Source organism: Shewanella sp. Arc9-LZ (genome assembly GCF_010092445.1).
GTDB lineage: Bacteria > Pseudomonadota > Gammaproteobacteria > Enterobacterales > Shewanellaceae > Shewanella.
Genome location: NZ_CP048031.1, coordinates 3,241,563 through 3,267,751, shown reverse-complemented (window position 1 = coordinate 3,267,751; position 26,189 = coordinate 3,241,563). Strand labels below are relative to the sequence as shown.

Sequence of the window (26,189 nt, the reverse complement as noted above, 5' to 3'; positions counted from 1 at the left end):
ACGATGACCAACTCTCCTTCAAAAGTATTCGCCATTGTCGCCGGAGAAATCTCCGGCGATATTTTAGGTGCCGGTTTAGTTAATTCACTCAAAAAACGCTACCCTGATGCGCGCTTTATTGGCATTGGTGGCCCTCGAATGCAAGCTCTAGGGTTTGAGAGTTTATTCCCAATGGAAGAACTGTCGATCATGGGCTTAGTCGAAGTGTTATCACATTTACCTCGACTGCTTCATATTCGTTCTAGTCTCGTGAAACAAATTACTGAATTAGCGCCAGACTGTTTTATTGGTATTGATGCGCCCGATTTTAATATTGGCGTAGAGCTTAAATTAAAAGCCAAAGGGATTAAAACAGTCCATTATGTCAGCCCGTCAGTATGGGCTTGGCGTCCAAAACGTATATTTAAAATTGCTAAAGCCACTAATATGGTGTTGTCGTTATTGCCGTTTGAGAAAGCGTTTTACGACCAACATCAAGTACCTTGTACCTTTGTGGGGCACACTCTTGCGGACGATATTCCGATGCACAGTGATAAGCTGGCTGCTCGGCAGTTATTAGGATTAGATCCTAATGCTGAATACTTGGCAGTATTGCCAGGGTCCAGAGGCGGAGAGCTAAAGCAATTAGCTGAACCATTTATAAAAGCTGCTCAGTTAGTTAAGCAAACCTTTCCAGACATCAAATTTGTCACCCCAGTGGTTAATGATGCTCGTCGACAACAGTTTCTTGCTGCACTGGAGGAGTTTGCTCCCGATCTAGAAGTCACTATTGTTGAAGGTCAATCTCGCGAAGTCATGGCTGCTGCAGATTGTATTTTATTAGCATCTGGCACCGCGACATTAGAGGCCATGCTGGTTAAACGTCCTATGGTTGTGTCGTATCGGGTTAGCCCAATTACATACGCCATCGCGATTAAAATGATGAAAATCAAAAATTATTCGTTGCCTAATTTACTCGCAAACGACACCATCGTGCCAGAACTGATGCAAGCTAATTGCCAACCACAGTTAATTGCCGATGCGATAATCAACCAGCTTAATCAAGATTTTGCACCGCTAAATACCCGCTTTGAAGAATTACATCAATTGCTAAAGTGTAATGCCAGCGAGCGAGCTGCAGATGCTGTAGTAGCATTATTACCAGCGCCGTAACCTGACTAGGATAAGCTAATATGTCGACATTATCGGTTGTGATAAAAGATATTACCCCTGAACAAGTAGCCATTATTTCACAAGGGCTTGTTGCTGGTGTTGACGAAGTCGGACGTGGTCCATTGGTTGGCGATGTGGTCACTGCCGCGGTGATATTAGACCCAAATAAACCGATTGTTGGCCTTAATGATTCTAAGAAGCTTAGCGAGAAACGTCGTAATTCCTTATATCAACAGATTATGGATAATGCGCTAAGTGTCAGTATTGGCCGTGCCAGCCCTGCTGAAATCGATGAGCTGAATATTTTGCATGCCACCATGTTGGCCATGCAACGCGCAGTAGCCGGGTTATCCATTTTACCTGAACGAGTGCTGGTTGATGGTAATCGGGTACCGGATTTTGGTATTGCCAGTCATGCGATAATTAAAGGCGACGGTTTAGTGGCTGCTATTAGTGCGGCATCCATTATTGCCAAAGTCACTCGTGATGCCGAGATGGACGCGTTAGACAATCTGCACCCGCAGTATGGCTTTGCTAAGCATAAAGGGTACCCAACCAAAGCGCACTTTGAAGCGTTAGCGTTGTATGGCGTATTACCTGAGCATCGTAGAAGTTTTAAACCTGTCGCTGAACGTATATTGCTTCAGGATACATTTTGATAATAGCCAAATTAAGCTAGTTTATCGTTGGATAACATCGCGTAGTTTGGTAGTCTAAATCCCGCATTTTCGTGTTGTTTCATTCATCTTTTTCGAAGAAAAAATATTCTATGTCCGATCCTCGTTTTGTTCATTTGCGCGTCCACAGTGATTATTCAATGTCAGATGGCGTTGCTAAAGTTAAACCTATTATTGCTGCTGCTGAGAATCAGGGGATGGCAGCAATAGCGTTAACTGATCAAAACAACTTTTGTGGTTTGGTTAAGTTTTATGGTGCTTGTAATGGTGCGGGGATAAAACCGATCATTGGCGCAGATTTTTGGGTGCAAACACCTGGTTTTGAAAAAGAATTTTGCGCCTTAACCATTATTGCGATGAACAATGAAGGTTACCAAAATCTGACCCAACTGATCAGTGAAGCTTATCTTCGTGGTCATGTCGATAACCGAGTGGTGATCGACCAAGATTGGTTAGTCAAATATAACAGTGGCTTGATCATTATCTCAGGTGCCAAAGATGGCGACGTCGGTAAGGCATTATTAAAAGGTAATCAAAACCAAGTAGAGTCGCTGATTGCCTTTTATCAACAACACTTTGAAGATCGCTATTACCTCGAGCTTATCCGCACTGGTCGTGCCCATGAAGAACGCTATTTACACATGGCGGTTGAGCTAGCATCAACCAAAGGTTTACCTGTAGTTGCCACTAACCAAGTGGTGTTTTTAAAACAAGATGACTTTGAAGCACATGAAATCCGGGTGGCTATTCATGATGGTTTTACCTTAGTCGATCCTCGTCGCCCTAAAACCTATAGCGATCAACAATATCTGCGCACCGAAGATGAAATGATTGCATTATTTGCCGATATTCCGTCAGCAATTCAAAACAGCGTTGAAATTGCGAAACGCTGTAATGTCACCATTCGCCTAAATGAATACTTTTTGCCTAATTTCCCTACTGGCGACTTATCCATTGAAGATTTCTTGGTTAACGTGTCCGTTAAAGGCTTAGAAGAACGTCTCGAATTTTTATTTCCAGATCCACAAGTTCGCGTTGAAAAACGTGTCGAATATGACGAACGCCTCGAGATTGAACTGAAAGTCATTAACCAGATGGGTTTCCCTGGTTACTTCCTTATCGTGATGGAGTTTATTCAGTGGGGCAAAGACAACGGCATTCCAGTTGGTCCCGGCCGTGGTTCTGGTGCTGGATCGTTAGTCGCATACGCGCTTAAAATTACCGACTTAGATCCACTAGAATACGATTTACTGTTCGAACGTTTCTTGAACCCTGAACGTGTATCCATGCCCGATTTCGACGTCGACTTTTGTATGGACCGACGCGACGAAGTCATTGATCACGTTGCCGAGTTATACGGCCGAGAAGCGGTATCACAGATTATTACCTTTGGTACTATGGCGGCCAAAGCCGTTGTGCGCGATGTTGGCCGCGTATTAGGTCATCCTTACGGCTTTGTTGAACGGTTAACTAAATTAATCCCCGCAGAACCAGGGATGACATTGGCGAAAGCCTTTGAAGTTGAACCCGCGCTTCCTGAAGCCTATGACGGCGATGAAGACGTTAAAGAGCTTATCGATATGTGTCGCCGCTTAGAAGGCGTAACACGTAACGCGGGTAAGCATGCCGGTGGTGTGGTTATCGCACCGACTCGAATTACCGATTTTGCACCGCTATATTGCGATGCCGAAGGCTTAAACCCAGTAACACAATTTGATAAAAATGACGTTGAAACTGCTGGTCTGGTTAAGTTCGATTTCTTGGGCTTACGTACCTTAACCATTATTGATTGGGCATTGCAGATGATTAATCCGCGCCTGATTAAAGAAGGTAAAGAACCCGTTAGTATCGAAGCCATTCCGCTTGCCGATCCTGCCTGTTTTAGATTACTGCAACGCTACGAAACAACCGCGGTATTCCAGCTGGAATCTCGCGGTATGAAAGACCTGATTAAACGTCTGCAGCCCGACTGTTTTGAAGACATGATTGCACTCGTGGCTCTTTTCCGCCCAGGTCCTTTGCAATCAGGCATGGTTGACAACTTTATTGAACGTAAGCACGGCCGTGAAGAAGTGTCATACCCAGATGCTGAATATCAGCATGAGTCACTAAGAGAGTTATTGTCACCGACCTACGGCATCATTTTGTACCAAGAGCAGGTGATGCAGATTGCTCAGGTATTGTCGGGTTACACCCTAGGCGGCGCGGATATGCTCCGTCGTGCAATGGGTAAGAAAAAACCTGAAGAAATGGCCAAGCAGCGCGGCACGTTTAAAGAAGGGGCGATTAATAACGGCGTCGACGGCGACTTGTCGATGAAGATCTTCGACTTAGTGGAAAAGTTCGCCGGTTACGGTTTTAACAAATCGCATTCTGCCGCTTATGCACTGGTGTCGTATCAAACCTTGTGGTTAAAAACCCATTTCCCATCGCAATTTATGGCCGCGGTAATGTCTGCCGACATGGACAACACCGACAAAATCGTCACTTTGGTTGACGAATGTGAACGCATGGGCTTGCCGCTAATTCCGCCCGATGTCAACAAAGGCTTATTCAAGTTTACTGTCGATGACGACCTTAATATTGTTTATGGTATCGGCGCGATTAAAGGCGTGGGTGAAGGCCCGGTAGATTCTATTTTAACAGCCCGTAAAAATGGACCGTTTACCGACCTGTTCGATTTTTGTGCTCGAATTGATTTGAAAAAACTCAATAAGCGAGTAATTGAAAAGCTTATCCTTGCAGGCGCCTTAGACACATTAGGCCCGCATCGAGCATCAATGATGGCGACCTTGCCTCAAGCGATTAGTGCCGCGGCGCAACATGCTAAAGCAGAAGCGACTGGCCAAAATGACATGTTTGGTTTACTCAATAGTGAACCTGAAGACAGTAAGCAAAACTTTGTCCATTGTACTCCGTGGCCAGACAAAATCTGGTTGGAAGGTGAGCGCGAAACATTAGGACTTTACCTTACTGGTCACCCTATTAATCAGTATTTAAAAGAACTGAAGCAATACACTAATGGCCGCTTAAAAGACATTCACCCAACCGAGCGCGGTAAAACCGTAAAAGCAGCTGGTCTAGTGGTGGCAACACGGGTGATGATCACTAAGCGTGGCTCTAAAATGGGCTTAGTCACATTAGATGATAAAAGTGCCCGTTTAGAAGTAATGCTATTTACCGAACCGTTTGAAAAGTTTGGCCACATGCTCGAAAAAGATCGCATTCTTATTTGTGAAGGTGATGTCAGCTTTGATGATTTCTCTGGCGGCAATCGCATGAACGCCCGTAATATCATTGAAATTGGCGAAGCGCGCAGTCACTTTGCCAAAGCGGTTGAAATCAATGTTCATGGCGATGATGTCACGCCAGAGTGGTTACAAACCTTTGAGCAAACATTAACACCGTGGCGTAAGGGCGCTGTGCCTGTGGTGATTAACTACACCAAACAACAAGCCAGCGGCAAAATCGTGTTAGGTGAAGAGTGGCGAGTTAATCCTAGTGATGAGTTAATGTTAGCCCTCGAAAGCATGCTTGGTTCAACTAACGTCAAAATCGTGTTTAATTAGGCGCGCATCATGATTGAAAAGTCTTCGTTAACAGAGCAAATAAGTGCACCACAACTGCTAAGTTTGATCGAACAAGCGATATTACCCCTTTATCAAATGAGTGTAGTTAAAGGTGAATCATCGCCTAAGTTAGTACTGGCTTACAGTGGTGGCGTTGACTCAGAAGTGCTCGCATGTGGATTAAGTGCCTTGGCACACAAGCATCCGCATATTGCTTGCCTGCTTATTCATGTTCATCATGGACTTAGTGTCAATGCTAACACTTGGGTACAGCACTGTATCACTCGAGCTAATCATTATCAGCTTCCAGTGCAGATTGAACGAGTTAAGGTTGAAAAGGGTCCTCGGCAGAGTTTAGAGGCGCAAGCCCGTGATGCTCGTTACCAAGCATTTGACCGTTATCTTAATCCCGGTGATATTTTACTTACTGCACATCATCAAGATGATCAACTTGAAACCTTATTACTCGCGTTAAAACGTGGCCAAGGCCCAAAAGGCTTAGCGGCAATGGGGGCGGTACAAGCTTACAAACAAGCTTGGTTAGTTAGACCATTATTAGATATCAGCCGCGATCAAATTGAGCAATTTGCGGCGCAAAAACAACTATCCCATATCGAAGATGAAAGTAACCAAGACGACAGCTTTGATAGAAATTTTTTACGCCTCGATATCATTCCAAGATTAAAACAGCGCTGGCCAAGTATTGCGATTACCGCAGGGCGTAGCGCCGCATTATGTGCCGAGCAACAACAGGTTATTGACGACGAAGTGAGTCATCGCTTACCCGAGTGGTTAATAGTGCCCGGCGATACAAATGCATTAATGACCGAATCAACCGGGTTTAAACTCACCGGGTTTGGTCAATTGAGTGCCGCTTGGCAAGCATTACTGTTTCGCGGTTATTTAATTCATTGTGGCGTTAGTTTACCTTCGCAAGCGCAATTACAGCAGATCCTGTCACAACTGTTAGCGGCTAAAGACGACGCGAATATGTCGATTCAGTGGGGCGATTATCAGGTTAAACGCTTTGCTGGTATCGCTTATGCTGTTAGCCATAAAGAGCTCGACCTTATTGATGCAAGTGCAGTGCAACAACAATTTGAGCAACTGCTTAAAGGCGAGCTGCAACAGATAGTGTGCCGCGTTGCTCACAAGCAATACCCGCTGGGTCTGCAAATTGCTGCGGACAATACGCCGCTACTTGCTTTACCCAATAATACCGCCGTGAGCATACGTTTTGGCGCGGCAGGTTCAATTAAATGCCAGCCACAATTTGCTACATCACAACGGCAAAAACCGCGCGAATTAAAGAAATTGTGGCAAGAATGCAATATCCCGCCATGGCGTCGACCACAAATTCCGTTAATTTTTTATGGTGACACCTTAGTCGCCGCCGTTGGTTTATGGGTCGACAAACGCTACCTTGCCCAAACCGGTGAGCAAGGGATTTGTATACCGCTTTTTGACGCACGATGAAAAGTGATTACGGCAGGTCAAGACGATAACAAGCGGTAACCGTCGGTCAAAATGGTAACAAGCGATAAAAACAGCTTAAAGCGATAACAAGCTACAGCCGATAATGCCCATGACTAAGTGCTAGAAAGCTTCACTGCTATATGCGATAAAAGCGTTAGGTTTAGGGTGATGAAGGCATAGCAGTAAAGCCTAACACTGCACTAAGTTACTATCTAAAATAGGTAGTAGTAAATTGTTTCAGTTAGGCCACAGATGTTTAGCTTTCCTGTTAATTGACGGCTTGACAGATCCTTTCTGGCTGGAGCAATTTCTCCGCCTGACTTTCAATATGTTCTCCAGATCCTGTTTGACCGTAATTAAATTCAGTTGCAAAAAATGAAGCATCCATTTCTGTTTTATTTTTTAATGCTATCGGCAATACAGAGCAAAGTTTTTTAACCGCTAAGTCTATTTTGTTTGACTCAATCAATTGTAATGTCGTTGTCGAAATTTGGATCTCTGCCGCGGCAACACTTTGCCCGCCATAAGCGAAAAACTTCAATGCAACAAAACCTGCACCTACAACACCAAGTGTAAAGCTGATTAAAGCCACTATAATAAATTTCATGTATTTTCCTTTTCACATTAATTAGCGTTAAGAGATAGAGTGAGTAGTGCGAAATAACAACGGTACACATATTCCATGTCAAACTTACCTACAGACATATTATCTTTGATATACAGCTTTTGACATAATATGTCTCACTATGTTTGCTAAGACATATTATGTCAACTGATTTTTGATATAGGCAAAATTAACTCAATATTATTATGTGAAACTGAGCAGAGTTTTATTTCCAACTTTTACGAATAATAATGTTTACTCTAATCCTTTTTTCAATGTGGCGATCTTGTTGCTACAATGGTTTTTCTTAATACTCAACAGAGGATGTTGTCTGTGAATACCTTTCGTTTATTAGCCGTGTTTGGTGTGCTGCTTCTGCCAAGCGTAAACGCTACCCCATTTCAATTTGATCAAAAAACCTATCGTCAAAATGTGCAAACCTTAGCAAGTGATGAATTTGAAGGCCGTGGGCCGTTATCTCACGGTGAAAAACTGACGGTTGAGTATTTAGAAAACGCCTACAAAGCAATGGGACTCGCTCCAGGTTTTGGTGACAGTTATCGTCAAGCTGTGCCAATGGCTAAAATTACTGCTGATCAAACAATGCAGCTGAGTATGGGCGACTTAGTGTTTAACAACGGCACTGACTTCACCGCACGTACTGAACAAGTTCAGCCTCAAGTGAATGTAGATAACAGCGATGTAGTGTTTGTTGGTTATGGTATTAATGCGCCAGAATATCAATGGAATGATTACGCCAACATTAACGTTAAAGGCAAAACCGTGATTATGCTGGTCAATGACCCAGGCTTTGCGACTCAAGATCCTGCCATCTTTAAAGGCAATGCCATGACCTATTATGGCCGTTGGACTTATAAGTATGAGGAGGCTGCAAGGCAGGGCGCCAAAGCGGTGTTTATTGTCCACGAAACTGCACCAGCAGCCTACGGCTGGAACGTCGTTGAAAACAGCAACACTAATACTAAATACACCTTAGTTGATGATCAAAATAATCAATCACACATTGGCGTCATGGGTTGGATCCAGCACCAAACCGCGCAAAAAGTGTTTCAAGCAGCAGGCTTAGACTTTGATAAAGTCAAACTCACCGCAGCAAAAGCGGGTTTTAAGTCTATACCACTTAAACTCAAAGCCAATTTAGCAGTAAAAAATACCATTGAATTAGCCACCTCATATAACGTAGCAGGGCTGATACCAGGTACCAGCCAAGCCGACGAATGGTTAGTCATGCATGCCCATTGGGATCATTTAGGTAAAACCTTGCAAGATGGTAAAACGGTTATTTTAAACGGCGCCGTCGACAATGCCTCTGGCGTTGCTGGTGTATTGCAATTAGCGCGTCATTTTAAAGCGCAAAACAAAGCACCTAAACGCTCTATTCTGTTTACTGCATTTACCGCAGAAGAAACAGGACTCATTGGCGCGCAATACTTTGCTGCCAATCCTCCGGTACCGACTAAACAACTGGTATCGTTTTTAAACATAGACGGCATGAATGTAGGCAATGGTGTTAATTACATCCTGCGTTATGGCCAAGGCGTATCAGAACTTGAAACCTATTTAGATGATGCCGCCAAAGCACAAGGCCGCACTGTAAAGGCTGATCCTCGTCCACAAAATGGCTTAATGTTCCGTTCAGACCACTTTGCCTTAGCCCAACAAGGCGTCCCCGGGTTAATGTTCATGAGCTTAGGCGACACCGACCCAGACTACATTGCCCATAAGTACCATCAAGGCGCAGACGATTATGATGCCAGCTGGAATTTAGGCGGGGTAGAGCAAGACTTAGCCTTAATCAGCGACATCATTGAAAAGCTAGCCAACAACAACGACTGGCCAAAATGGATTGAAGATTCAGACTTTAAAAAACGCAGAGCGGAAGACGGTAAGTAGTGTTAGCTAGTTGGATAAAGAGAGGAGGCGAAAGCCTCCTTTTTTATTAGATATGGCCTACGGCCACTATGGTATTTTCAAACTTCGTTTAAAATAAGATCGCAAGGTTCCACCCTGCACTGGCCAAGAGGGGATCAACAGCAATCCCCTCTTGGATCACCCCTGCCGTTCCGGCAACATTTTCAAACAGCGAAAAGGTCGCGACGGAAATTGATCCAGCTTTTAACTTCGTCTTAGTGTTCTTCGGCCTTATTCGAAAATGCTAACGCTTCCGATGGGGCGTCCCTTCCCCTCGAAAGCTAGCGGGCCATCCATGGCCAGCTCACGTCATTTTCTTCAACGGCCTCAATGTATTGAATGCTGGACGTTTTAGAATAAGTGTAGGATGATATAAATCAACAACTTGAACAGTTGGATTTATCGGTAGAACCGCTCAGTAAACTATTGAACTAAGCCACTGCGCGGAGCCAACAGAGGCTTCAATTGAGTGTATAACCCTCATCGAATCAGCCAAGCTTAAAGATGTATGATAGAAAGATACGATGAAAAGGAATTTCAATGAAAAACTTACCCACTACTCAATACCAATTAACTCAAAACTGCTCTGTAGCCCAGAGCCAGCATCAAAAAAAGCAAATTCCTATAGCATGAAGTATGCCAATTAATTTGTACTAGGCATCGGCCAAGTCCAACAAGCGATTTATGCCTTGCAAACAGCGCAACGCATAAATACTAAAACGTTATGTGTTTAAGATTATTCTCAGTAAATTCACTGATGAGGAGTCCAAAATGAAATTAAACAATAAACTAAATCGAGCGCCGCTTGGTGCTGTAACCTTATGCTTTGGAACTTCACTTGGTATGTCTATATTCGTTGGGAGTTCATCGCCTTTCATAGGATTAATGTTTGGTATAATTACAATTGGTGTTTATGTCATGATTATTTCTGGAAAGTGGGGTACAAAACACACATATAGAAAGTGGAGTGCAAAACACAAATAACTAATAAGGATAGGCAGTGAGAAGCCGCGTCCTAATTTAGTGGTGCCATCCATGGCCAGCTCACGTCATTTTCTTCAACGTCCTCAAGTTCAGAGTTGAATCACACTAATTGCATGCAAGATAAAAATATGAACATCTAACTATATTGGTTGTTAAAACACCCTAATTGGACTGATGTTCAGCGTTAAAGACTATATTGTGTTGGTGGAAGATACCGGGCGAATTATTCGAGAAGATAAACGCGGTGCAATTAGCTCAACTAGCCAAGATATTCTCAATAGACTCAATATTTCTGCTGACAACTGGCTAAAAATTACTACTGAGTTTGGTTCATTATTCAAGGGAGCTGTAGGGGCTTTACCAGCATTAACGGAATATTATGAACATTTAGAGCGAAAGCGACGACAAGGCGCATCAAACTGGCAGAGCAGGTTGTGTGGTTAAGGCTTAATCTCTAAAGCTAGAACTAACACTAAATCAATCACCTGATTGCCAGCTTGATATCAATCAAGCCACTAGTGCTGTGTTGAATTTGCCGCCTTGCTCACCATTTTCCATCTAGCGCTCAGTTTGTTAATAATTGCCATTCAATTTATATATTTGAATAGAGCAGAAGGTTATCGCAATTAAACTTAAAAGCAGTTATGTTAATTATCATAAAAATGGATGGCATGATTAATCATTATTCTCGGTTATCTAAATTCTCGGTTTTCTCCAAACGCTAATGAGTTGATTTAGCTAATATAAGCTGATAAATTACTAATAAATATCAATAAAAATTATATTCAAATTAAATTTTGGTGGGCTTCTCAGGATGTTTATCGGAATTCTCGCTAATACGTTATAGCCCAGAGAACGTGCAATGATTGATCAAAGAATTATCGATAAGTTTGTGAAAAATCTATTTCGTCGATATAAATCGACTTACGGGGATTCGATAGCGAGGCTCCCTGACTGGATAATCACTCCTACTTCTATTGCTGAAGATTACACACTCCTTAACATATTTTTTGAGTTTGGCGAGGGGCTAGAAGATCACCAAAGGCTTGAACTGATATTAGATGAACTGTCCCAAAGAGGCTATATCAGGAAAGTTGACAAGATTAGCTATTGTTTAACTGAAGCTGCAGTTAGGCACGCAAAACTTGGTAAAATTGATAAGTTTGTTGAGTTCTTTAATGTAAACCCTGGAATAAATACTTTAATAGCTGGGCTAGCTTTGTTGGTTTCTTGCGTAGCACTCTATATAACTGTCACTAAGCCATAACAAGGTGGTGTAGTCGCCTTCGGCAGGGACCTCCGTTTCGCTAGCGTTTCACTTCGGCCCCAAATCACGGCGTGTCATGTCTTAAGGAATATCGTGGCTAGTCAAAAGCATAAAAATGGGTGGCATGATTAATCACTGGATTTAAGAAGTTCGTTTTGTAATTGAATTTGGCTGTTAGAGTTATTCTACAGCCTCGTTATATTTTCTGAGGGACTCATGAAACTAGCAATAAATCAACATGCGACAAGAATTAATGATAATAGTCGCTATATTTTTGGACGCGAAGAGTTTGCGGTAAATCTTAAAAATATCTTTACTAATACTGATGGTGGATTTGTTCTAGCAATTGATGCCACTTGGGGAGAAGGAAAAACATCATTCATCCATCAGTTAATTCATGATTTAAAATGTTCAGATAAATTGATTCCAATTTATTATGATGCATTTTCGAATGATTTTTCAAGCGACACTTTTTTGTCAATAGGAGCCACAATATCCTATGAAGTAGAAAATCATTTCCAGAAAAATGGGCTAAAAACAAAAAATACAAAACAAATTGAACATTTAAAAAGTGTCACCAAAAAGACAGCGATGGAACTTGTTAAACTAGGAACAAATTTAGCTGTTAAGTCTTTGACTGCTGGAATGGTAGACAGTTCCGATCTTGAAAAATTCGCTGGTAATGCATTTAATTCTGCTGCATTTGGTACTCTTGAACTTGATATAAACAAAAAATTTGAGGCTTATGAGAATTCTAAAGATAGCATTCAATATTACGTGAAAGCACTTGAAGGTGTATGCGCTGAGAACGAAAAAGTTGTATTTTTCGTTGATGAACTTGACCGCTGTAGACCAGATTTTGCGGTTGAAGTTTTAGAAAAAATCAAACACCTTTTCCACGCTAAAAATGTAATTTTTGTTATTTCTTACAATAAGACACAACTATCCAGAATTATATCTAATGTTTATGGTGTTGATACTGAAGACTCCCTTAAATACTTAGAAAAATTTATTCATATTGAAGCAAATTTACCAACTTTAGATAATGAGTACCAAAAAAACTCATATGAACTTCTATTCAATAACTTTATTAGTGAATTTAATATCCCGCTATCTAGCGATGAACTTCAATTAAATATGTTACAGGAAATGTTTATCTCTTTGTGTTCTGATAAGCACCTAAAAATGAATGGACGTGAAATTGAGCGAGCTTTCAGTTATGTAAGTTTCTGTTTTGCATCTCTACCCCAAAGTAAGGGGAGAGAGTTATTCAAATTCTTCTTACCTGCCGCCATGATTAAGATAAAGAATCGTAAGCAATTCGAGATCATTAAAAAAGGTAGCTTCAATTCATTATCTGTTGATAGCAATAAATGGATGTACGATTTTTTTAAGCAATATTACAGCGACTCTCTTGTACAAAATGCATCTAATGTTTATTACGTTAAAGGTCTTGAGGAAGCATGCGCTATCGTTTCTATATTTAAACTACCAACGGAAGCCGAGTCGGTGGATAAAATATAAAATTTGATTGGGTCAGGGTAAATTTTTATAAAAAGATAATTTCTAACCCACTTTTGTTTAAAACGTGTTTTGTTTGCTTGAAAATGTCCAAATTCAACTCTGAACTTGAGGCCGTTGAAGAAAATAGCGTGAAGCTCACATGGATGTGAGCTTAGCTTTCGCGGTACAGGATGTACCATCGGAAGTGTTAGCATTTTCGAGTAAGGCCGAAGATGGCTAAATACGAGGTCAGAAGCTGGGTTAATTTCCGTCGCAATTTTTTCGCTGCTGTTGTTTGGTTAAAAAGCGAAAATGTTGCCGGAACGGCAAGGGTGATCCAAGAGGGGATTGCTGTTGATCCCCTTTTGGCCCGTGCAGGGTGGAACCTTGCGATGTTAATCTGGTGTGGGCGAAGCGCCACGACGTTAGTGGCCGCAGGCCATAAGCTCAAACAACAAAAAACAGCTGAATTCCGGCTCCACAGCATTACCGGAATGACGTGAAATAATGCTGGATTCCAGTTCAACAGCACTACCAGAACGACAGTAAATTTGACCTGATCAAGGTGCAACCTTGCGATCTCAATTCAAACGCAGTTTGAAAAGCCAGTTGTGGCTGCTGGCCATAAAAAGCTTAACCATCTTAAGCCAAAGATGATTTAACCACTAAACAAGAAACCTGTTTCTGCTTCCCATACTGCATCACTTGCGCCAGCTCTGACTGACTAATCGGCACATACGCCGCGTTAATCGCATCTTTTTGTGCTTCAACAAATGGGTCGTGAATAAACATGAACTGCTCGTTGTAACCGCTTAATACCACCCAATGTGGGCCTTTCTCGCCATTAAAGCGATAAGTACTTATCATCAGCAAAACGGCATAACCGCTGTCAATCCAATGTTTAATTTGAACCAGTGTAGGTGCCGCGTTGTGTATCTCAACACCTTGCGAAATCAGCTGTTGGCAAAAATCGTCATGCACAATGGTGATGACGGCTTTTTTATTGCTGTCACGGACGCTATCAATAAAAGGAACCGAGGTTGATTGGCTGTACATTTCAATTTGTAAGCCACGCTTAATCGCTGCTAAGGCTAAGCCATGAACACTGCAACCGCCGTGGCCGCTGGTCATAAAAATAGTGGTGGCTTCGCGCCAGATGCTCAGCTCATCAACTCGACTTGGATTATATTGCGGCTTTACCGCACTCATGGCCATCATTAAGCAGGCCGCGCCACAGGTAAATGGGGTGGTTTGTACATACAAAGGCATCTTGATGACTTTGCTTGGCCCTGGTGGGTCTAGGCGTTTGTGCATGCGCACGCCATCAGCCAAGTCGTCATAATAATGCACTAAGGTTTTTAGGACTTTATAACCCATTTTTAAATAAAGATTTTTGGCAGCGATATTGTCGTTTCGCACTTCTAGGCGTAATGTAATGAAACCACGTTCGACTACTGTGTGCTCACATTGTGTGACCAGTTCGAAGGCAATGTTGCGACCTCTAAATTCGCTTGCAACGGCAATAGAGTAAAGCCTAGCTAGCCGAGTGCCTCGATGAAATAGCACCAGAGCATAGCCTGCAAGTGTGCCGTCTATTTCGGCCACTAATAAGCTGTCCAGAGGTGAATTGAGAAAGCGTTTCATCTGCCGAGAACTGATTTTATCGCCACTAAATGCATTGTTTTCGATGTGGTTTAGTTGCGGTAAATCGCTGGGGGTCGCTTGACGAATAAGCATGAGTCGGCTCGAGTTGGCAAAACATGATAGTGGCTTAATTTACGCGCTAAACCGCACAAGAGGCAACAGATATTTATGGCTCATTTTTTAATTGTCACCGACGATGTTAATGATTGGCGTCCCTATTTGCCCAGTGACCATATGGTCACGGTTCATGATTATTTAGAAATGGGTGCATTTGCAGATCAAAGCGCCATGCAAGTGATTAACTTGTGTCGTAGTTATGACTATTTAAGCACAGGTTATTACTGCTCGTTAATGGCGGAAGCCCGTGGGCATCGCGTGATCCCTCGGGTAATGACCATTAATGATTTATCTCAGGACCGTTTTTTTAGTTTGCCGCAATCAGGCTTAGATAAGCTGCCAGAGACGGTGAATGAAATCAGCATGAAGCTGTATTTTGGCTATTGTGATAATCCGTTGCTAGACAAGCTTGCGCGTAAAATATTTGAACGCTTTACTGTGCCTGTATTGCAGGTGAATTTGTTAAAAATGTCAGGTAAATGGCAAGTTAACACCATTGAGCCTGCTGCGTTTCAAGATTTAACCGAGCCTGAACAAGATTTATTTGCCAAGTATCTTGAAGTGTTTTCACAAAAAGTATGGCGTTTACCGAAACCGTCGAAACGTTATCGTTACGAAATTGCCATGCTGGTGGATGAGCATGAGAAAATGCCGCCATCAGATAAAGCCGCGTTAAAGTTATTTACTAAGTCGGCTAATCGTATTGGCATGGATTTAGTCCAAATTGGTTCTCATGATCTGGCTCGGTTAAGTGAATTTGATGGTTTGTTTATTCGCTCAACCACTAATATCAGCAACTTTACTTATCGGTTTGCTAAAGCGGCTGAGCAACTTGGGCTAGTGGTAATGGATGATCCTGAATCCATTATGAAGTGCACTAATAAGGTGTTTTTAACCGAACTATTAAACAAGCATAAAGTGCCCGTACCCAAGAGTTTAATCTTTAAAGCCTCAGATAAAAACTGGGCCGATAATGTTATTAACACCATAGGGTTACCAATTGTACTTAAAGTACCCGACGGCGCATTTTCGCTCGGGGTGGTTAAAGTTAAAGACCGTGAAACTTTACTTGAACAAGCAGCGATAATCTTTGAGCACAGTGCGCTAATTTTAACGCAGGCGTTTATGCCAACCGATTATGACTGGCGTATCGGCGTGCTAAATCGCCAACCTATTTATGCCTGTCGTTACTTTATGAGTCGTGGTCATTGGCAGATTTACCAACATCATCAAAGTGGTCGTGTTAGCAGTGGTGATTTTGACTGTATCGATTTGAAGATGGTGCCACAAAATATTGTCGATGCAGCGGTTAAAGCGTCTAATTTAATTGGTGCTGGCTTGTATGGCGTCGACTTAAAAGAAATCGACGGTAAGGCTTATGTGATTGAAGTCAATGACAATCCGAGTATCGACCATGGCGTTGAGGATTTGTTTTTAGGTGATTTAGTCTATGACCGAGTGATGACTGAGTTTTTAAGGCGTATTCAGCTTCGCGGTATGTAATTACCATACAATAATCAACCAATAAAAAAAGACCTGTTAAGGTCTTTTTTATTAATTAGTTGTTACTACATAAGTATAAGGTTGTGCTAATTAGCGCAAATTCGGTAGCAGTTACGTCCGGCAGCTTTCGCGGAATACATGGCTTTATCGGCACGCTCATATATATTTTCTGCTTGTTGCTGCGGTTTGGACTCCGCAATACCTAAACTGCACTGAATGTTATATTCGGTGAGCTCAGAATGTTTTGGCATCATATCAATGATACGTTGGCATACTATTGCAGCGGCCTGGGCATCCCCTTGGGTAACGATCACAAACTCATCACCGCCAATTCTAAAGGCTTGGTCTGTATTACGAATGGCTTCATTAATTAATGCGGCAAAGCCTACTAATACAAAATCACCGACTTTATGGCCATGCGCATCGTTAAGTTGTTTAAATTTATCTAAATCTAATACAATTAAAGACACTTGGCCTTGCTGGCGATTAGCTCGTGCTAATGCGATGTCGATTGCCTGGCGGTAATAATAACGATTACCTAATTGGGTTAGTGCATCAAACATGGCTTGATTAGACATATTTTGATACTTCAACGCATTATTCAACGGTTGAATTAATATGCCTTCAAGTTGCTCTAAAGTGTGTTTTTGCGCCGAACTAAGTGCTACAGACAACTGATAGGTTATGATAAACGTATCTTGGTTATCGTTAATAGTACGTTGCAGTTCAATACCGTAGTGACGTCCCCAAACAAACTTTTGTTTGTCTAGGTTCAATTGTAGTCCTTTAATCGGCAAATGTTGTCCTAGGATCTTGCCGAAGCAGGCAAAAACTGTCCGAGGATCTAAACTTCCATGTAGTTGTTGAATCACTTGAATAAGGTCCAGTTCGGGTTCCATATTCAAGTAAGCGTCTGAACGGTACCAGTAATCTTCAGGATATAATTCTGTCGCTATTGAAAAATCCATAATATTGGTTCCAGTACGTTACAACTAATTACCATATTGTTAGCAATAATCGTGCCTATGAAAAATTTTCTATAGTTATTAATTGGTTGTTGTTTTACTGTAGTGCTAACAAAACGTTTTATTTCCCTTTCGACAGTTTTTTGACAAGGAGCCAAAGCCACAATGGAACACAGTATTTTTATCCATATTTTGTTGATGCTTGTGATTGCTATTGTGGCTATTGCATTGTTACGTCGACTCGGCTTACCGGCCATTTTAGCTTATTTACTCACCGGGGTTGTTAGCGGCCCCAGCGGTTTTCATTGGTTTACCCAATTACAAATGCAATCTGTGGCTGAGTTAGGCGTAGTGCTACTGATGTTTACCCTAGGACTTGAGTTTTCGGTACCGAGGTTGTGGGCAATGCGCCGAACTGTTTTTGGCCTGGGTAGCGCCCAAATGTTGGTAACAGCCTTTGTGGCTGGCGGCATTGCTATGTTGGTTGGGCAAAACTTAGTGGCTGCGGTGGTGATTGGTTCGGCTATTGCGCTGTCGTCAACGGCCATAGTGTTAAAGCTGCTTAATGAACAAAACTGGTTAAGGCGCAGACACGGCGAGCTGTCGGTCAGTGTATTGTTATTTCAAGATTTAGCGGTGGTGCCGCTATTGATTTTAATGCCGCTATTAGCCAAAGGCGGTGCTGAAATGAGCTTCAATAGTATCGCGTGGGGATTACTCACCGGTATTTTGGCCTTTTTAGGATTAATGTCATTTGGTAAATGGATATTGCCACGTATTTTTGACGAAGTAGCTCGCTCACGTTCAAATGAATTATTTGTATTATCTACCTTAGTTGTTGCTTTAGTGACGGGCGCGTTTACTCAATGGCTTGGATTATCGATGGCGTTAGGGGCATTTATTGCTGGGATGTTACTTGGCGAAAGCCAGTATCGACGCCAGTTAGAGGCTGACATAAGGCCATTTCGTGATTTATTAATGGGTTTGTTTTTTATTTCCATCGGCATGCTACTGAATTTCGATTTAGTGATGCAATATTGGTGGCAAGTATTATTGATTTTGGCAGGTGTAGTGCTCACCAAAATATTAATCGTGCACGGTTTGCTCAAACTTGTGGGTGAAAATACTAAGGTATCACTCAGTACCGCAATCAGTTTAGGTCAAGTCGGTGAGTTTAGTTTTGTGTTACTGGCATTAGCAGTAAATTATCAATTACTCGATACCGAAGTAAGCACTGTGTTAGTCGCCGTGGCGGTGATATCTATGTCAATGGCGCCTTGGCTGATCCGCCACAGTGTTGATATTGCCAAAAAGGTTAGCGGCAATAAGCTGCCACCTAAAAATGAACCGATAGAAATTGTATTGCCTCATTCTGACGAAAGTGATGTGGTACTGATTTTAGGTTACGGTCGCGTAGGGCAAACGATTGCACGCTTTTTGAAAACAGAAGCGGTGCCTTATATGGTGCTTGATTTAGATCCCACCAGAGTGACAGAAGCGAGAGCCGCAGGCGAAAATATTCATTTTGGTGATGCTTGCAGAATGGCGCTATTGAAGAAGATGGGCATTCGTCAAGCGAGCTTAGTGGTGGTGACATTTTGCGAACCAAGGCAATCTGAAGAGTGTTTAGCCGTGGCGCGTAAACTGGCTCCCGATGTAAAAATATTGGTGCGCACTCGCGATGATGCGAATCTACATGAGCTTAAAGAAGCGGGGGCGACCCAAGTTATCCCTGAATCACTTGAGGGCAGCTTAATGCTGGTGTCGCAAGTGTTGTTTAAATGTGGCGTCCCCTTAGCGCGGATTATTAAACGCTTGGAATCTGAACGGCGTAATCATTATCAATATCTACACGGTTTCTTTTCCGGTACAGAAACTGATTTTACCTTAGATTTACTCCATGCAGTGTCACTGGCTTCAGGTGCTAGTGCGGTGGGTAAAACCGTTGCCGATATTCCATGGCAAGCTTTGGATGTTGAGCTTAGAGCGGTGCGGCGTAAAGGCGAGGAGATCGATCCACCCCCTGAGTGGATATTAAGGCGTAACGATATTTTAATGCTGGTGGGTAAACCGCGCAGTATTGAGAAAGCTGAAGAGTATTTACTGCAAGGTTAAATATAGCTTCATATTATTGCTACCAAGCACCATGCTGAAAAGTGATGGTGCTTTTTTATTGTATTTTATTTATTTTATTTATTTTATTTATTTTGCATCCAATATTAACTTTGGTTCGTATACACGCTATTGAGGCTTTTTTATCAATATATGCGCAATTAGCCTGTATCAACTATATCGAACCATCATAGGGAAACGTGGCAGATTATGGATCAAGACACCTTACTTAACTTATTAAGTGCTAGTGCAGATGGAGATAAACAAGCATTTGCTGATTTATACCAATCTACCAGTGGCCAGTTATTCGCAGTTAGCTTAAAAATGCTCGGTCGACGTGAGTTAGCCGAAGAGGTATTACAAGAAGCCTACGTAAAAATTTGGCATAACGCGACAGAATATCAACACGGAAAAGGATCGGTTCTCACGTGGATGATCAGTATTGTTCGTTACCGAGCCTTAGACATGTTGCGTTATCAAAAGGTCAGAAAGGAAGATCCACTTGAAGATGGCCAAGAAGCCATTTTTGAAGAGCATATCAATGATGACGGGCCTCAAGTTCATAAAAATAAACTCGACCAGTGTATGGGAGAACTCGAGCCTCAGCAGAAACAAGCAATTCATCTCGCTTACTATAATGGTTTATCGCATCACGAAGTTGTGGGGCACTTAGATTTACCATTAGGCACTATTAAGAGTTGGATCCGTCGTGGTTTACAACAATTACAGAGGTGTTTATCGTTATGAATTATCGTGATCCTCAATTAAAAGACGCATTAGCAGCAGAATATGTGCTTGGTACATTGCGTGGCCAAGCTAGACGTCGGTTTCAAAAATTAATGATGCAAATTCCCAGTCTGCGTGAAAGCACTTGGTTATGGGAGCAACATTTACATGGCATGAATCAATTGTTAACGCCGATAACCCCAGATGAACGGGTTTGGCAACAAATCAGTATGTCGCTAGGGTTTGTTGATAATGTGGCCCAAGCACCATTGCCAAAAACCTCAAATGTGGTGCCTATGGCAACACGTAACCGTTTATGGAAGGGATTGGCTTCAATGGCAAGCGCAGCAGCCATTGTTATGGCTGTTTTAGTTGTGAATAATCAGCCTGTGCCAGTTGCTACATCGCAGCAAGTTGCGGTAGTGCAAAGTGCACAATCTAAAGCATTATGGCTGATTGAAGTCACCTCCAATACGATTGAAGTGCGCTCTACCAGTAACCTTAAGCCACTGGCGAATAAAGACTATGAGTTATGGATGGTGGCTAAAGGTGTCGAAAATCCAATTTCATTAGGCTTACTGCCTAAGTCAGGCAAGTTAACATTGGTGAAAAACAGTCAATTTGATGACATGGATATAGTGGCTCTGGCGGTAAGTTTAGAGCCTTTGAACGGCTCACCAAATGGCTTACCAACAGAGGTATTGTATACCGCAGAGCTAGCAATTTTATAAAGCCTTAATGATAGGGTGATGCTTCAAAGCATTGATGTGTTACCACGCTAACATTTAAGCGGCCAATAGTGAGACTATTGGCCGCTTTTTTATGGTTGCAACTATCTATTGGCGATCGATGAATCACCGGTTAACGGGAAATTGTTAACGACTCATTTCTGAGCGATCACATACTAAAGGATTGTATTGAAGAAATTGTATAGAGGGGGCTGTATTGAAAGGACCATATTGATAGTTCATCATGCGAAAATTAACATTTTCATTAGATTAGTAAAAATAGTTTATTTATAAATTCATTTAAATTCAGTGTATTAATTTTTTATTTAATTTATTTCAACAATAATTGCTAAAACCTGCATCCAAAATGGAACCTGAGCCGTTTACTAATATGACTCTACTACATAACAAGGAAATGGTCATGAAAGTACTAAAAATATCCCTAATCGCCAGTATCGTATGCAGCACTTTATTAGGCGCTAATGCATTTGCGTCAAGTCACCGAGAAGCACCCAATATCACTCGTTTTCCAACATTAGACTCTACCGACTTCTACGCTTTTAATAGCTACGAAGCTGGACGTGAAGATTACGTCACTCTTATCGCCAACTATATTCCACTGCAAGATGCCTACGGCGGACCTAACTATTATGCGATGGATCCTGCTGCGGTATACAGCATTCATATCGATAATGATGGTGATGCTATAGAAGATTTAACCTTCCAATTTAACTTTACCAATGAGCTTGCCAATAATAATCAAGGTATTGCGCTAACGGTTGGTCCTGCTGACAATCAACGTAGTGTGTCAGTACCGCTTAAAAATATTGGTGGCATTACTGCTGCGGATCAAAGTGCGGCAAACTTTAGCGAGTCGTATGAGTTAACACTTGTTAAAGGACCACAAAATAGTGGTAGCGCAACAGCGTTAACCAATACTTCAGGGGCGATGTTCCATAAGCCACTGGATTACATTGGTAATAAGAGTTTCGGTGATAGCAGCGCGTATGCAAGTTATGCGGGTCAATTCATCTACGAATTTAATCTCGATGGTTGTGCAAGTCCTGGTAAAGTGTTTGTTGGCCAACGTAAAGACCCTTTCGTGGTTAACTTAGGCAAAACCTTTGATTTGGTCAACTATGTGCCTGTAGAAGGTGATAGTGCACCGGGCGCTGGCGACCAAGGTGGATTTCCAGGTGGCATCACTCAATCTGTTGATAATGATGATTTGATGGATAAAAATGTCACAGCCATTTCAATTGAAGTGCCAAAGTCTTGTTTAACGACTCAAGGCAACGGCACCATTGGTGCATGGACTACCGCCAGTTTACCGCAAGCGCGTATTTTAAATCCAAATGCCAAAGTGGGTAAAACTGAAGTCAACGGCGGCGCATTAACTCAGGTATCTCGTCTGGGTAATCCACTGGTTAACGAGTTAGTGATTGGCTTAAAGGATAAAGACACCTTTTCGACTTCACATCCTAAAGATGACACTCAGTTTGCTGACTATGTGACGCACCCGAGCTTACCAGAGTTGCTTAACATTCTGTTCAAAGACGCGATTAATCAAACGTTGGGAACAAACATTGAAACGTTAGCGCCAACTAACTTCCCTCGTACCGATCTTGTTACTGCATTTCTCACTGGTTTTGCTGGTGTTAACCAACTTGAGATGGTGACGCCTTCAGAAATGTTGCGTCTTAATACCGGCATTCCGGCAAAATCACGTGATATGCAGTCAGCTTTTGGTGTGGCTGGTGATGATTTAGCCGGTTTCCCAAATGGTCGTCGTCCGGGTGATGATGTGGTTGATATTGCACTGCGCGTGGTAATGGGACGTTTATGTTACCCAATCCCAGTCAATGGTACTGACACGGATTTAGGCCTTTGTACTAGTGATGATGCCAGCGTTGGTAACGTGCCATTTACTGATGGTGCACCCGTTGACGCGACCATGATGATGGATCACTTCCCTTACTTAGCGACGCCGCTTTCGGGCTCAAAATAAGGAACATAAGATGAATATTTCTATTCGATATGCGACGCGTCAAGCGCTTAATAATCTCGCTAAACCAGTGGTATTAATCAGTGTGCTCAGTGGCGGTTTTTTAGCTGGTTGTAACTCAGATGATGATGCGATGACTATGGCTAAAAACAGTGCGCCAATGGTGAACAGTGTCATGATCTCCACCGTGACTGAAACACCGGTGACAGATCAAGTGATAGCCACCGATAAAGATGGTGATGCACTAACGTTTACTGTGATGAGTGAACCGACGCTTGGTACGGTTAGTTTAATGCCAAACGGCGAGTTTACTTATACTCCTACCAATGAAGTGACTGGCATGGACAGTTTTACTGTTGCTGTGAGTGATGGCGTAAACGACCCTGTAGCGGCAATGGTGAACATTACCATTGATGCTGAGCAAGTGATGTTTTCAAGCTTAAGTCGTCAGGCGTTTTTACAACCAAGCCAAGCTGCACCTTTACGTGTTAATGGCCGCGTGGTTGAGAACGATGTATCAACGGCTGATTTTTACGACGACTTATTACTGGATTAATAGTGAGAGTTCTATTCGCTAGCTTAAGTTTATAACACAGGACCAAATATCTATCTTATTCATCCAATGAATGATTATCTCAGCTGAGAAGTAATGATTAATTAGATCGATATTCATAGCCAAGGATGGCATTAAGGAGGCGTTATGCAAGTGATATCAGGGCGATTAACACCAATGATTAAGTACCCTCAATTTAGCCTCAACATTCAATTTTACATCAATATTGTAATGGTTGTCAGTGCATGTTTTTTGATGGTAGGCAACAGTACTGCGGCGCCATATACACCAAAAGATACCAGTGAAGTTATTGCGACCTGGAAAGTGTTTAATGATACCGACAAGCAGATGAGCTTAGACGACATCAGTGATTTTATTGAACAAGGACAATATCCCGGTGAAGCTGATTATCGCTACGGTCGTGCAAAAGCTTGGTTACAAGCCAAAATGGCCAATGCCAGCCCCGATGCGCAGACCTATTATTTATATGCTCGAGTATTACAGCATCAACACCAATTTGACCGGGCGATAAAGGCGTTAGAGCGCTCCATTGAATTAAAACCGACTGCGATAAATAGTTGGTTATTAAAAGCCAATATTCATCTGGTACAGGGGGATATTGTCGGTGCAAGGCAAGCGTGTTTAACCCTAATAGGAAAAGCCGATATTTTGTTGATTTCTACCTGTGCTTTAGAAGTGACCAGTCAAAATGGCAAACTGGCCGAAAGTTATCAAGAGTTAGCTCGGTTGTACCAGTTGTATCAACCTAATAATGAACCAGAAAAACGTTGGATAGTGCAAATTCTTGCTGACATGGCATTTAAGCAAGGTATGGCAGAAGAAGCATTGAGTTATTTAAATCAGTTAGATATGGACAATGCTCCGGTTAGTTTATTAGCGCTATGGTCTGATATTGAGTTGGCATTAAATCAACATCAACAGGTGTACGATATGCTCTCCAGTGTCGTCAATAATAACGCGGTTCAAGACGACGCACTATTATTGCGCTTAGCGATAGCGGAAAAATCCCTTGGCAATACTGTTAAATGGCAATGGACTTTTGCCCAAAGAGTTAAACTGCGCGAGCAAAGACAAGACAGCTTGCATGCATCCGATCTGGCAAAATATTATTTAACTATTGATATTCAGCCCCAAAAAGCACTTTACTGGGCCAAAATCAACTGGCAGGTAGCACGTCAAGACAATGATCGGATACTTTTAGAACAGGCTAAAGCATTGTTGAGGAAGACTAAAAATGATAAAAAGTCAGTACAAGTCAGTCAGAACCTCGTTGTCGATCATGTAGCAAGTTAAGGATAAACCAGTGAAGGCATTTACACGTTTTTTTTCGGTGATGAAAGGTGGATTATTACTGCTAATGTTACTGTTTAGTCATGGCAGTTTAGCCCATCAAATGAGCACCAGTTATTTGTCTGTTAACCTCGATAAGCACGGGCAAATTCAAGGTGATTGGCAAGTGCGTTTTTTTGACATAAACCAAGTTGTCCCTATTGATGATAACCAAGATGGTGAGCTTACTTGGGGAGAGTTACAAGCTCATCAAATTGCGATAGTAGATTATTTACGTTCATCTTTGGCAATAAGCCGAGAGCAAGATTGCCCACTGAGTTTTAATCCAACGCAGCAAGTTGACCAACACTTTAGTGAAGGTTATCTAGTCAGTTCATTTCAGGCTGAATGTGATAGCCCTGGAGTGTTGACCATTAATTATCAAGCTTTCTTCAATATAGACACTGATCATAAAGTGATTACCACCATTGCAACGCCCGATCATCAATACGCTCGAGTGATCAGTAACGATAACCCGATAATATTGATTAACTTAGCAGAAAGTCAGCTCAGCGATACATTTACAGAATATGTTTATCAAGGAATTATTCATATTTGGAAAGGCACTGATCATATCTTATTTTTATTGGCGTTGTTATTAACCTGTGTGTTGGTGCGTGAACAACAAAAATGGCACCCGATAGATAAGCCTAGGCAAATATTTAAAGACACAGCATGGATTATTACTGCATTTACATTAGCGCATTCGGTAACGTTAACTGCCACCGCATTGGGGCTGATTAATTTTAGTAGTCACTGGGTTGAACTGGGGATTGCATTGTCGGTGTTGTTTGCGGCGCTAAATAATGTCTGGCCGATTGTATTACGTTTAGGCTGGATAACGTTTGCGTTTGGCCTGTTACACGGCATGGGATTTGCTGGAGTATTAGGCGAGCTTGGCTTGCCTGAAAATCAAAAACTATTAGCGATTCTTGCGTTTAATGTTGGCGTTGAAATCGGCCAGTTGGCGATTTTAGCGCTAGTGCTGCCTGTATTGATGTTTCTACGCCATAGACTTTGGTATCGACATTGGGGCATGCAGCTCGGTTCAATTGCGATTGGGCTCATGGCGATTCAGTGGTCTGTAGAACGTTTTTAGTGTTTGCCAATGAATAACTAGTCAGCTTTGGATAGTGGCTAGTTATTCATTGAGATTGTATTGCTTAAGTAACCTTGTATTCGACCGTCGCTAACTTATGCTCGGTTTACATTTGCCATATGTTCGACTTATGTTTGAGACGGTGTACAAATAACCGATGTCAGTAGCCATTAGTCAGACATTCGCCTACCTTAAATTCCTCTTGGTAATATCTCCCAACGAC

Annotated in this window: 20 protein-coding genes and 1 pseudogene; 18 read left to right on the top strand and 3 right to left on the bottom strand. The window is 42.1% G+C overall.

Annotated elements, in window-relative coordinates:
* The first annotated feature begins 3 nt into the window (after nt 1–3).
* The 4 genes from lpxB to tilS all read left to right on the top strand — a co-directional run bounded on the left by lpxB (nt 4) and on the right by tilS (nt 6,874).
* Nucleotides 4–1,152: a lipid-A-disaccharide synthase gene (gene lpxB / locus GUY17_RS13950; protein ID WP_101086638.1), complete on the top strand. Its 1,149-nt coding sequence runs from the start codon at nt 4–6 to the stop codon at nt 1,150–1,152.
* Nucleotides 1,153–1,172: 20 nt separating this feature from the next.
* Complete coding sequence (rnhB, locus tag GUY17_RS13945) at nt 1,173–1,811, top strand: ribonuclease HII (protein ID WP_162023505.1); 639 nt, start codon at nt 1,173–1,175, stop codon at nt 1,809–1,811.
* 110 nt (nt 1,812–1,921) lie between these two features.
* Nucleotides 1,922–5,398, top strand: a complete 3,477-nt coding sequence (gene dnaE, locus GUY17_RS13940; protein WP_162023504.1) for a DNA polymerase III subunit alpha — start codon at nt 1,922–1,924, stop codon at nt 5,396–5,398.
* A 9-nt stretch (nt 5,399–5,407) separates the two neighbouring features.
* Nucleotides 5,408–6,874 (top strand): tRNA lysidine(34) synthetase TilS, encoded by a 1,467-nt coding sequence (tilS, locus tag GUY17_RS13935; RefSeq protein WP_162023503.1) that lies wholly within the window; start codon nt 5,408–5,410, stop codon nt 6,872–6,874.
* A gap of 268 nt (nt 6,875–7,142) precedes the next feature.
* Here tilS and GUY17_RS13930 read toward each other — a convergent pair whose 3' ends face one another.
* Entirely contained in the window at nt 7,143–7,481 is a 339-nt protein-coding gene (locus tag GUY17_RS13930; RefSeq protein WP_162023502.1) for a hypothetical protein, read from the bottom strand.
* A 321-nt stretch (nt 7,482–7,802) separates the two neighbouring features.
* On the opposite strand from GUY17_RS13930, the gene GUY17_RS13925 reads away from it, so the two are divergent.
* The 6 genes and pseudogenes from GUY17_RS13925 to GUY17_RS13900 all read left to right on the top strand — a co-directional run bounded on the left by GUY17_RS13925 (nt 7,803) and on the right by GUY17_RS13900 (nt 13,667).
* The gene (locus tag GUY17_RS13925) at nt 7,803–9,392 is read left to right on the top strand and encodes a M28 family metallopeptidase (protein WP_162024369.1); all 1,590 of its coding nucleotides are present in this window, start codon (nt 7,803–7,805) and stop codon (nt 9,390–9,392) included.
* 789 nt (nt 9,393–10,181) lie between these two features.
* Entirely contained in the window at nt 10,182–10,394 is a 213-nt protein-coding gene (locus tag GUY17_RS13920; RefSeq protein ID WP_162023501.1) for a hypothetical protein, read from the top strand.
* Between the two features lie 168 nt (nt 10,395–10,562).
* A pseudogene (locus GUY17_RS13915) lies at nt 10,563–10,838 on the top strand (transposase); the annotation flags it as partial.
* Nucleotides 10,839–11,256: 418 nt separating this feature from the next.
* Nucleotides 11,257–11,661: a hypothetical protein gene (locus GUY17_RS13910; RefSeq protein ID WP_162023500.1), complete on the top strand. Its 405-nt coding sequence runs from the start codon at nt 11,257–11,259 to the stop codon at nt 11,659–11,661.
* A 216-nt stretch (nt 11,662–11,877) separates the two neighbouring features.
* The gene (locus GUY17_RS13905; RefSeq protein ID WP_162023499.1) at nt 11,878–13,185 is read left to right on the top strand and encodes a P-loop NTPase fold protein; all 1,308 of its coding nucleotides are present in this window, start codon (nt 11,878–11,880) and stop codon (nt 13,183–13,185) included.
* A 212-nt stretch (nt 13,186–13,397) separates the two neighbouring features.
* Nucleotides 13,398–13,667 carry a hypothetical protein gene (locus GUY17_RS13900; protein WP_162023498.1) on the top strand — a complete coding sequence of 90 codons (270 nt, stop codon included), beginning with the start codon at nt 13,398–13,400 and terminating at the stop codon, nt 13,665–13,667.
* A gap of 139 nt (nt 13,668–13,806) precedes the next feature.
* Here the strand turns inward: GUY17_RS13900 and GUY17_RS13895 are convergent, their stop codons facing one another.
* Nucleotides 13,807–14,901 (bottom strand): GNAT family N-acetyltransferase/peptidase C39 family protein, encoded by a 1,095-nt coding sequence (locus tag GUY17_RS13895; protein ID WP_162023497.1) that lies wholly within the window; start codon nt 14,899–14,901, stop codon nt 13,807–13,809.
* Nucleotides 14,902–14,976: 75 nt separating this feature from the next.
* Between GUY17_RS13895 and GUY17_RS13890 the strand changes: the two genes are divergently transcribed.
* Nucleotides 14,977–16,428: a RimK family protein gene (locus GUY17_RS13890; protein ID WP_162023496.1), complete on the top strand. Its 1,452-nt coding sequence runs from the start codon at nt 14,977–14,979 to the stop codon at nt 16,426–16,428.
* A gap of 86 nt (nt 16,429–16,514) precedes the next feature.
* Here GUY17_RS13890 and GUY17_RS13885 read toward each other — a convergent pair whose 3' ends face one another.
* The gene (locus tag GUY17_RS13885; RefSeq protein WP_101086648.1) at nt 16,515–17,396 is read right to left on the bottom strand and encodes a GGDEF domain-containing protein; all 882 of its coding nucleotides are present in this window, start codon (nt 17,394–17,396) and stop codon (nt 16,515–16,517) included.
* Between the two features lie 162 nt (nt 17,397–17,558).
* Between GUY17_RS13885 and GUY17_RS13880 the strand changes: the two genes are divergently transcribed.
* From GUY17_RS13880 to GUY17_RS13850, 7 genes are all read left to right on the top strand, one after another.
* Nucleotides 17,559–19,508 carry a monovalent cation:proton antiporter family protein gene (locus GUY17_RS13880; protein WP_162023495.1) on the top strand — a complete coding sequence of 650 codons (1,950 nt, stop codon included), beginning with the start codon at nt 17,559–17,561 and terminating at the stop codon, nt 19,506–19,508.
* Between the two features lie 207 nt (nt 19,509–19,715).
* Entirely contained in the window at nt 19,716–20,252 is a 537-nt protein-coding gene (locus GUY17_RS13875; protein WP_011636768.1) for a sigma-70 family RNA polymerase sigma factor, read from the top strand.
* On the top strand, nt 20,249–20,962 hold the full coding sequence (locus tag GUY17_RS13870) for an anti-sigma factor (RefSeq protein ID WP_162023494.1): 714 nt from the start codon (nt 20,249–20,251) through the stop codon (nt 20,960–20,962). The genes GUY17_RS13875 and GUY17_RS13870 overlap by 4 nt, the downstream gene beginning before the upstream one ends.
* A gap of 418 nt (nt 20,963–21,380) precedes the next feature.
* Nucleotides 21,381–22,967, top strand: coding sequence for a DUF4331 domain-containing protein (locus tag GUY17_RS13865; RefSeq protein WP_162023493.1), 1,587 nt, complete (start codon nt 21,381–21,383; stop codon nt 22,965–22,967).
* 10 nt (nt 22,968–22,977) lie between these two features.
* Complete coding sequence (locus GUY17_RS13860; RefSeq protein WP_162023492.1) at nt 22,978–23,520, top strand: Ig-like domain-containing protein; 543 nt, start codon at nt 22,978–22,980, stop codon at nt 23,518–23,520.
* Nucleotides 23,521–23,664: 144 nt separating this feature from the next.
* A complete protein-coding gene (locus GUY17_RS13855; RefSeq protein ID WP_162023491.1) occupies nt 23,665–24,831 on the top strand; it encodes a lipopolysaccharide assembly protein LapB in 1,167 nt (388 codons plus the stop codon).
* 10 nt (nt 24,832–24,841) lie between these two features.
* On the top strand, nt 24,842–25,966 hold the full coding sequence (locus tag GUY17_RS13850) for a HupE/UreJ family protein (protein ID WP_162023490.1): 1,125 nt from the start codon (nt 24,842–24,844) through the stop codon (nt 25,964–25,966).
* Nucleotides 25,967–26,189 lie beyond the last annotated feature (223 nt).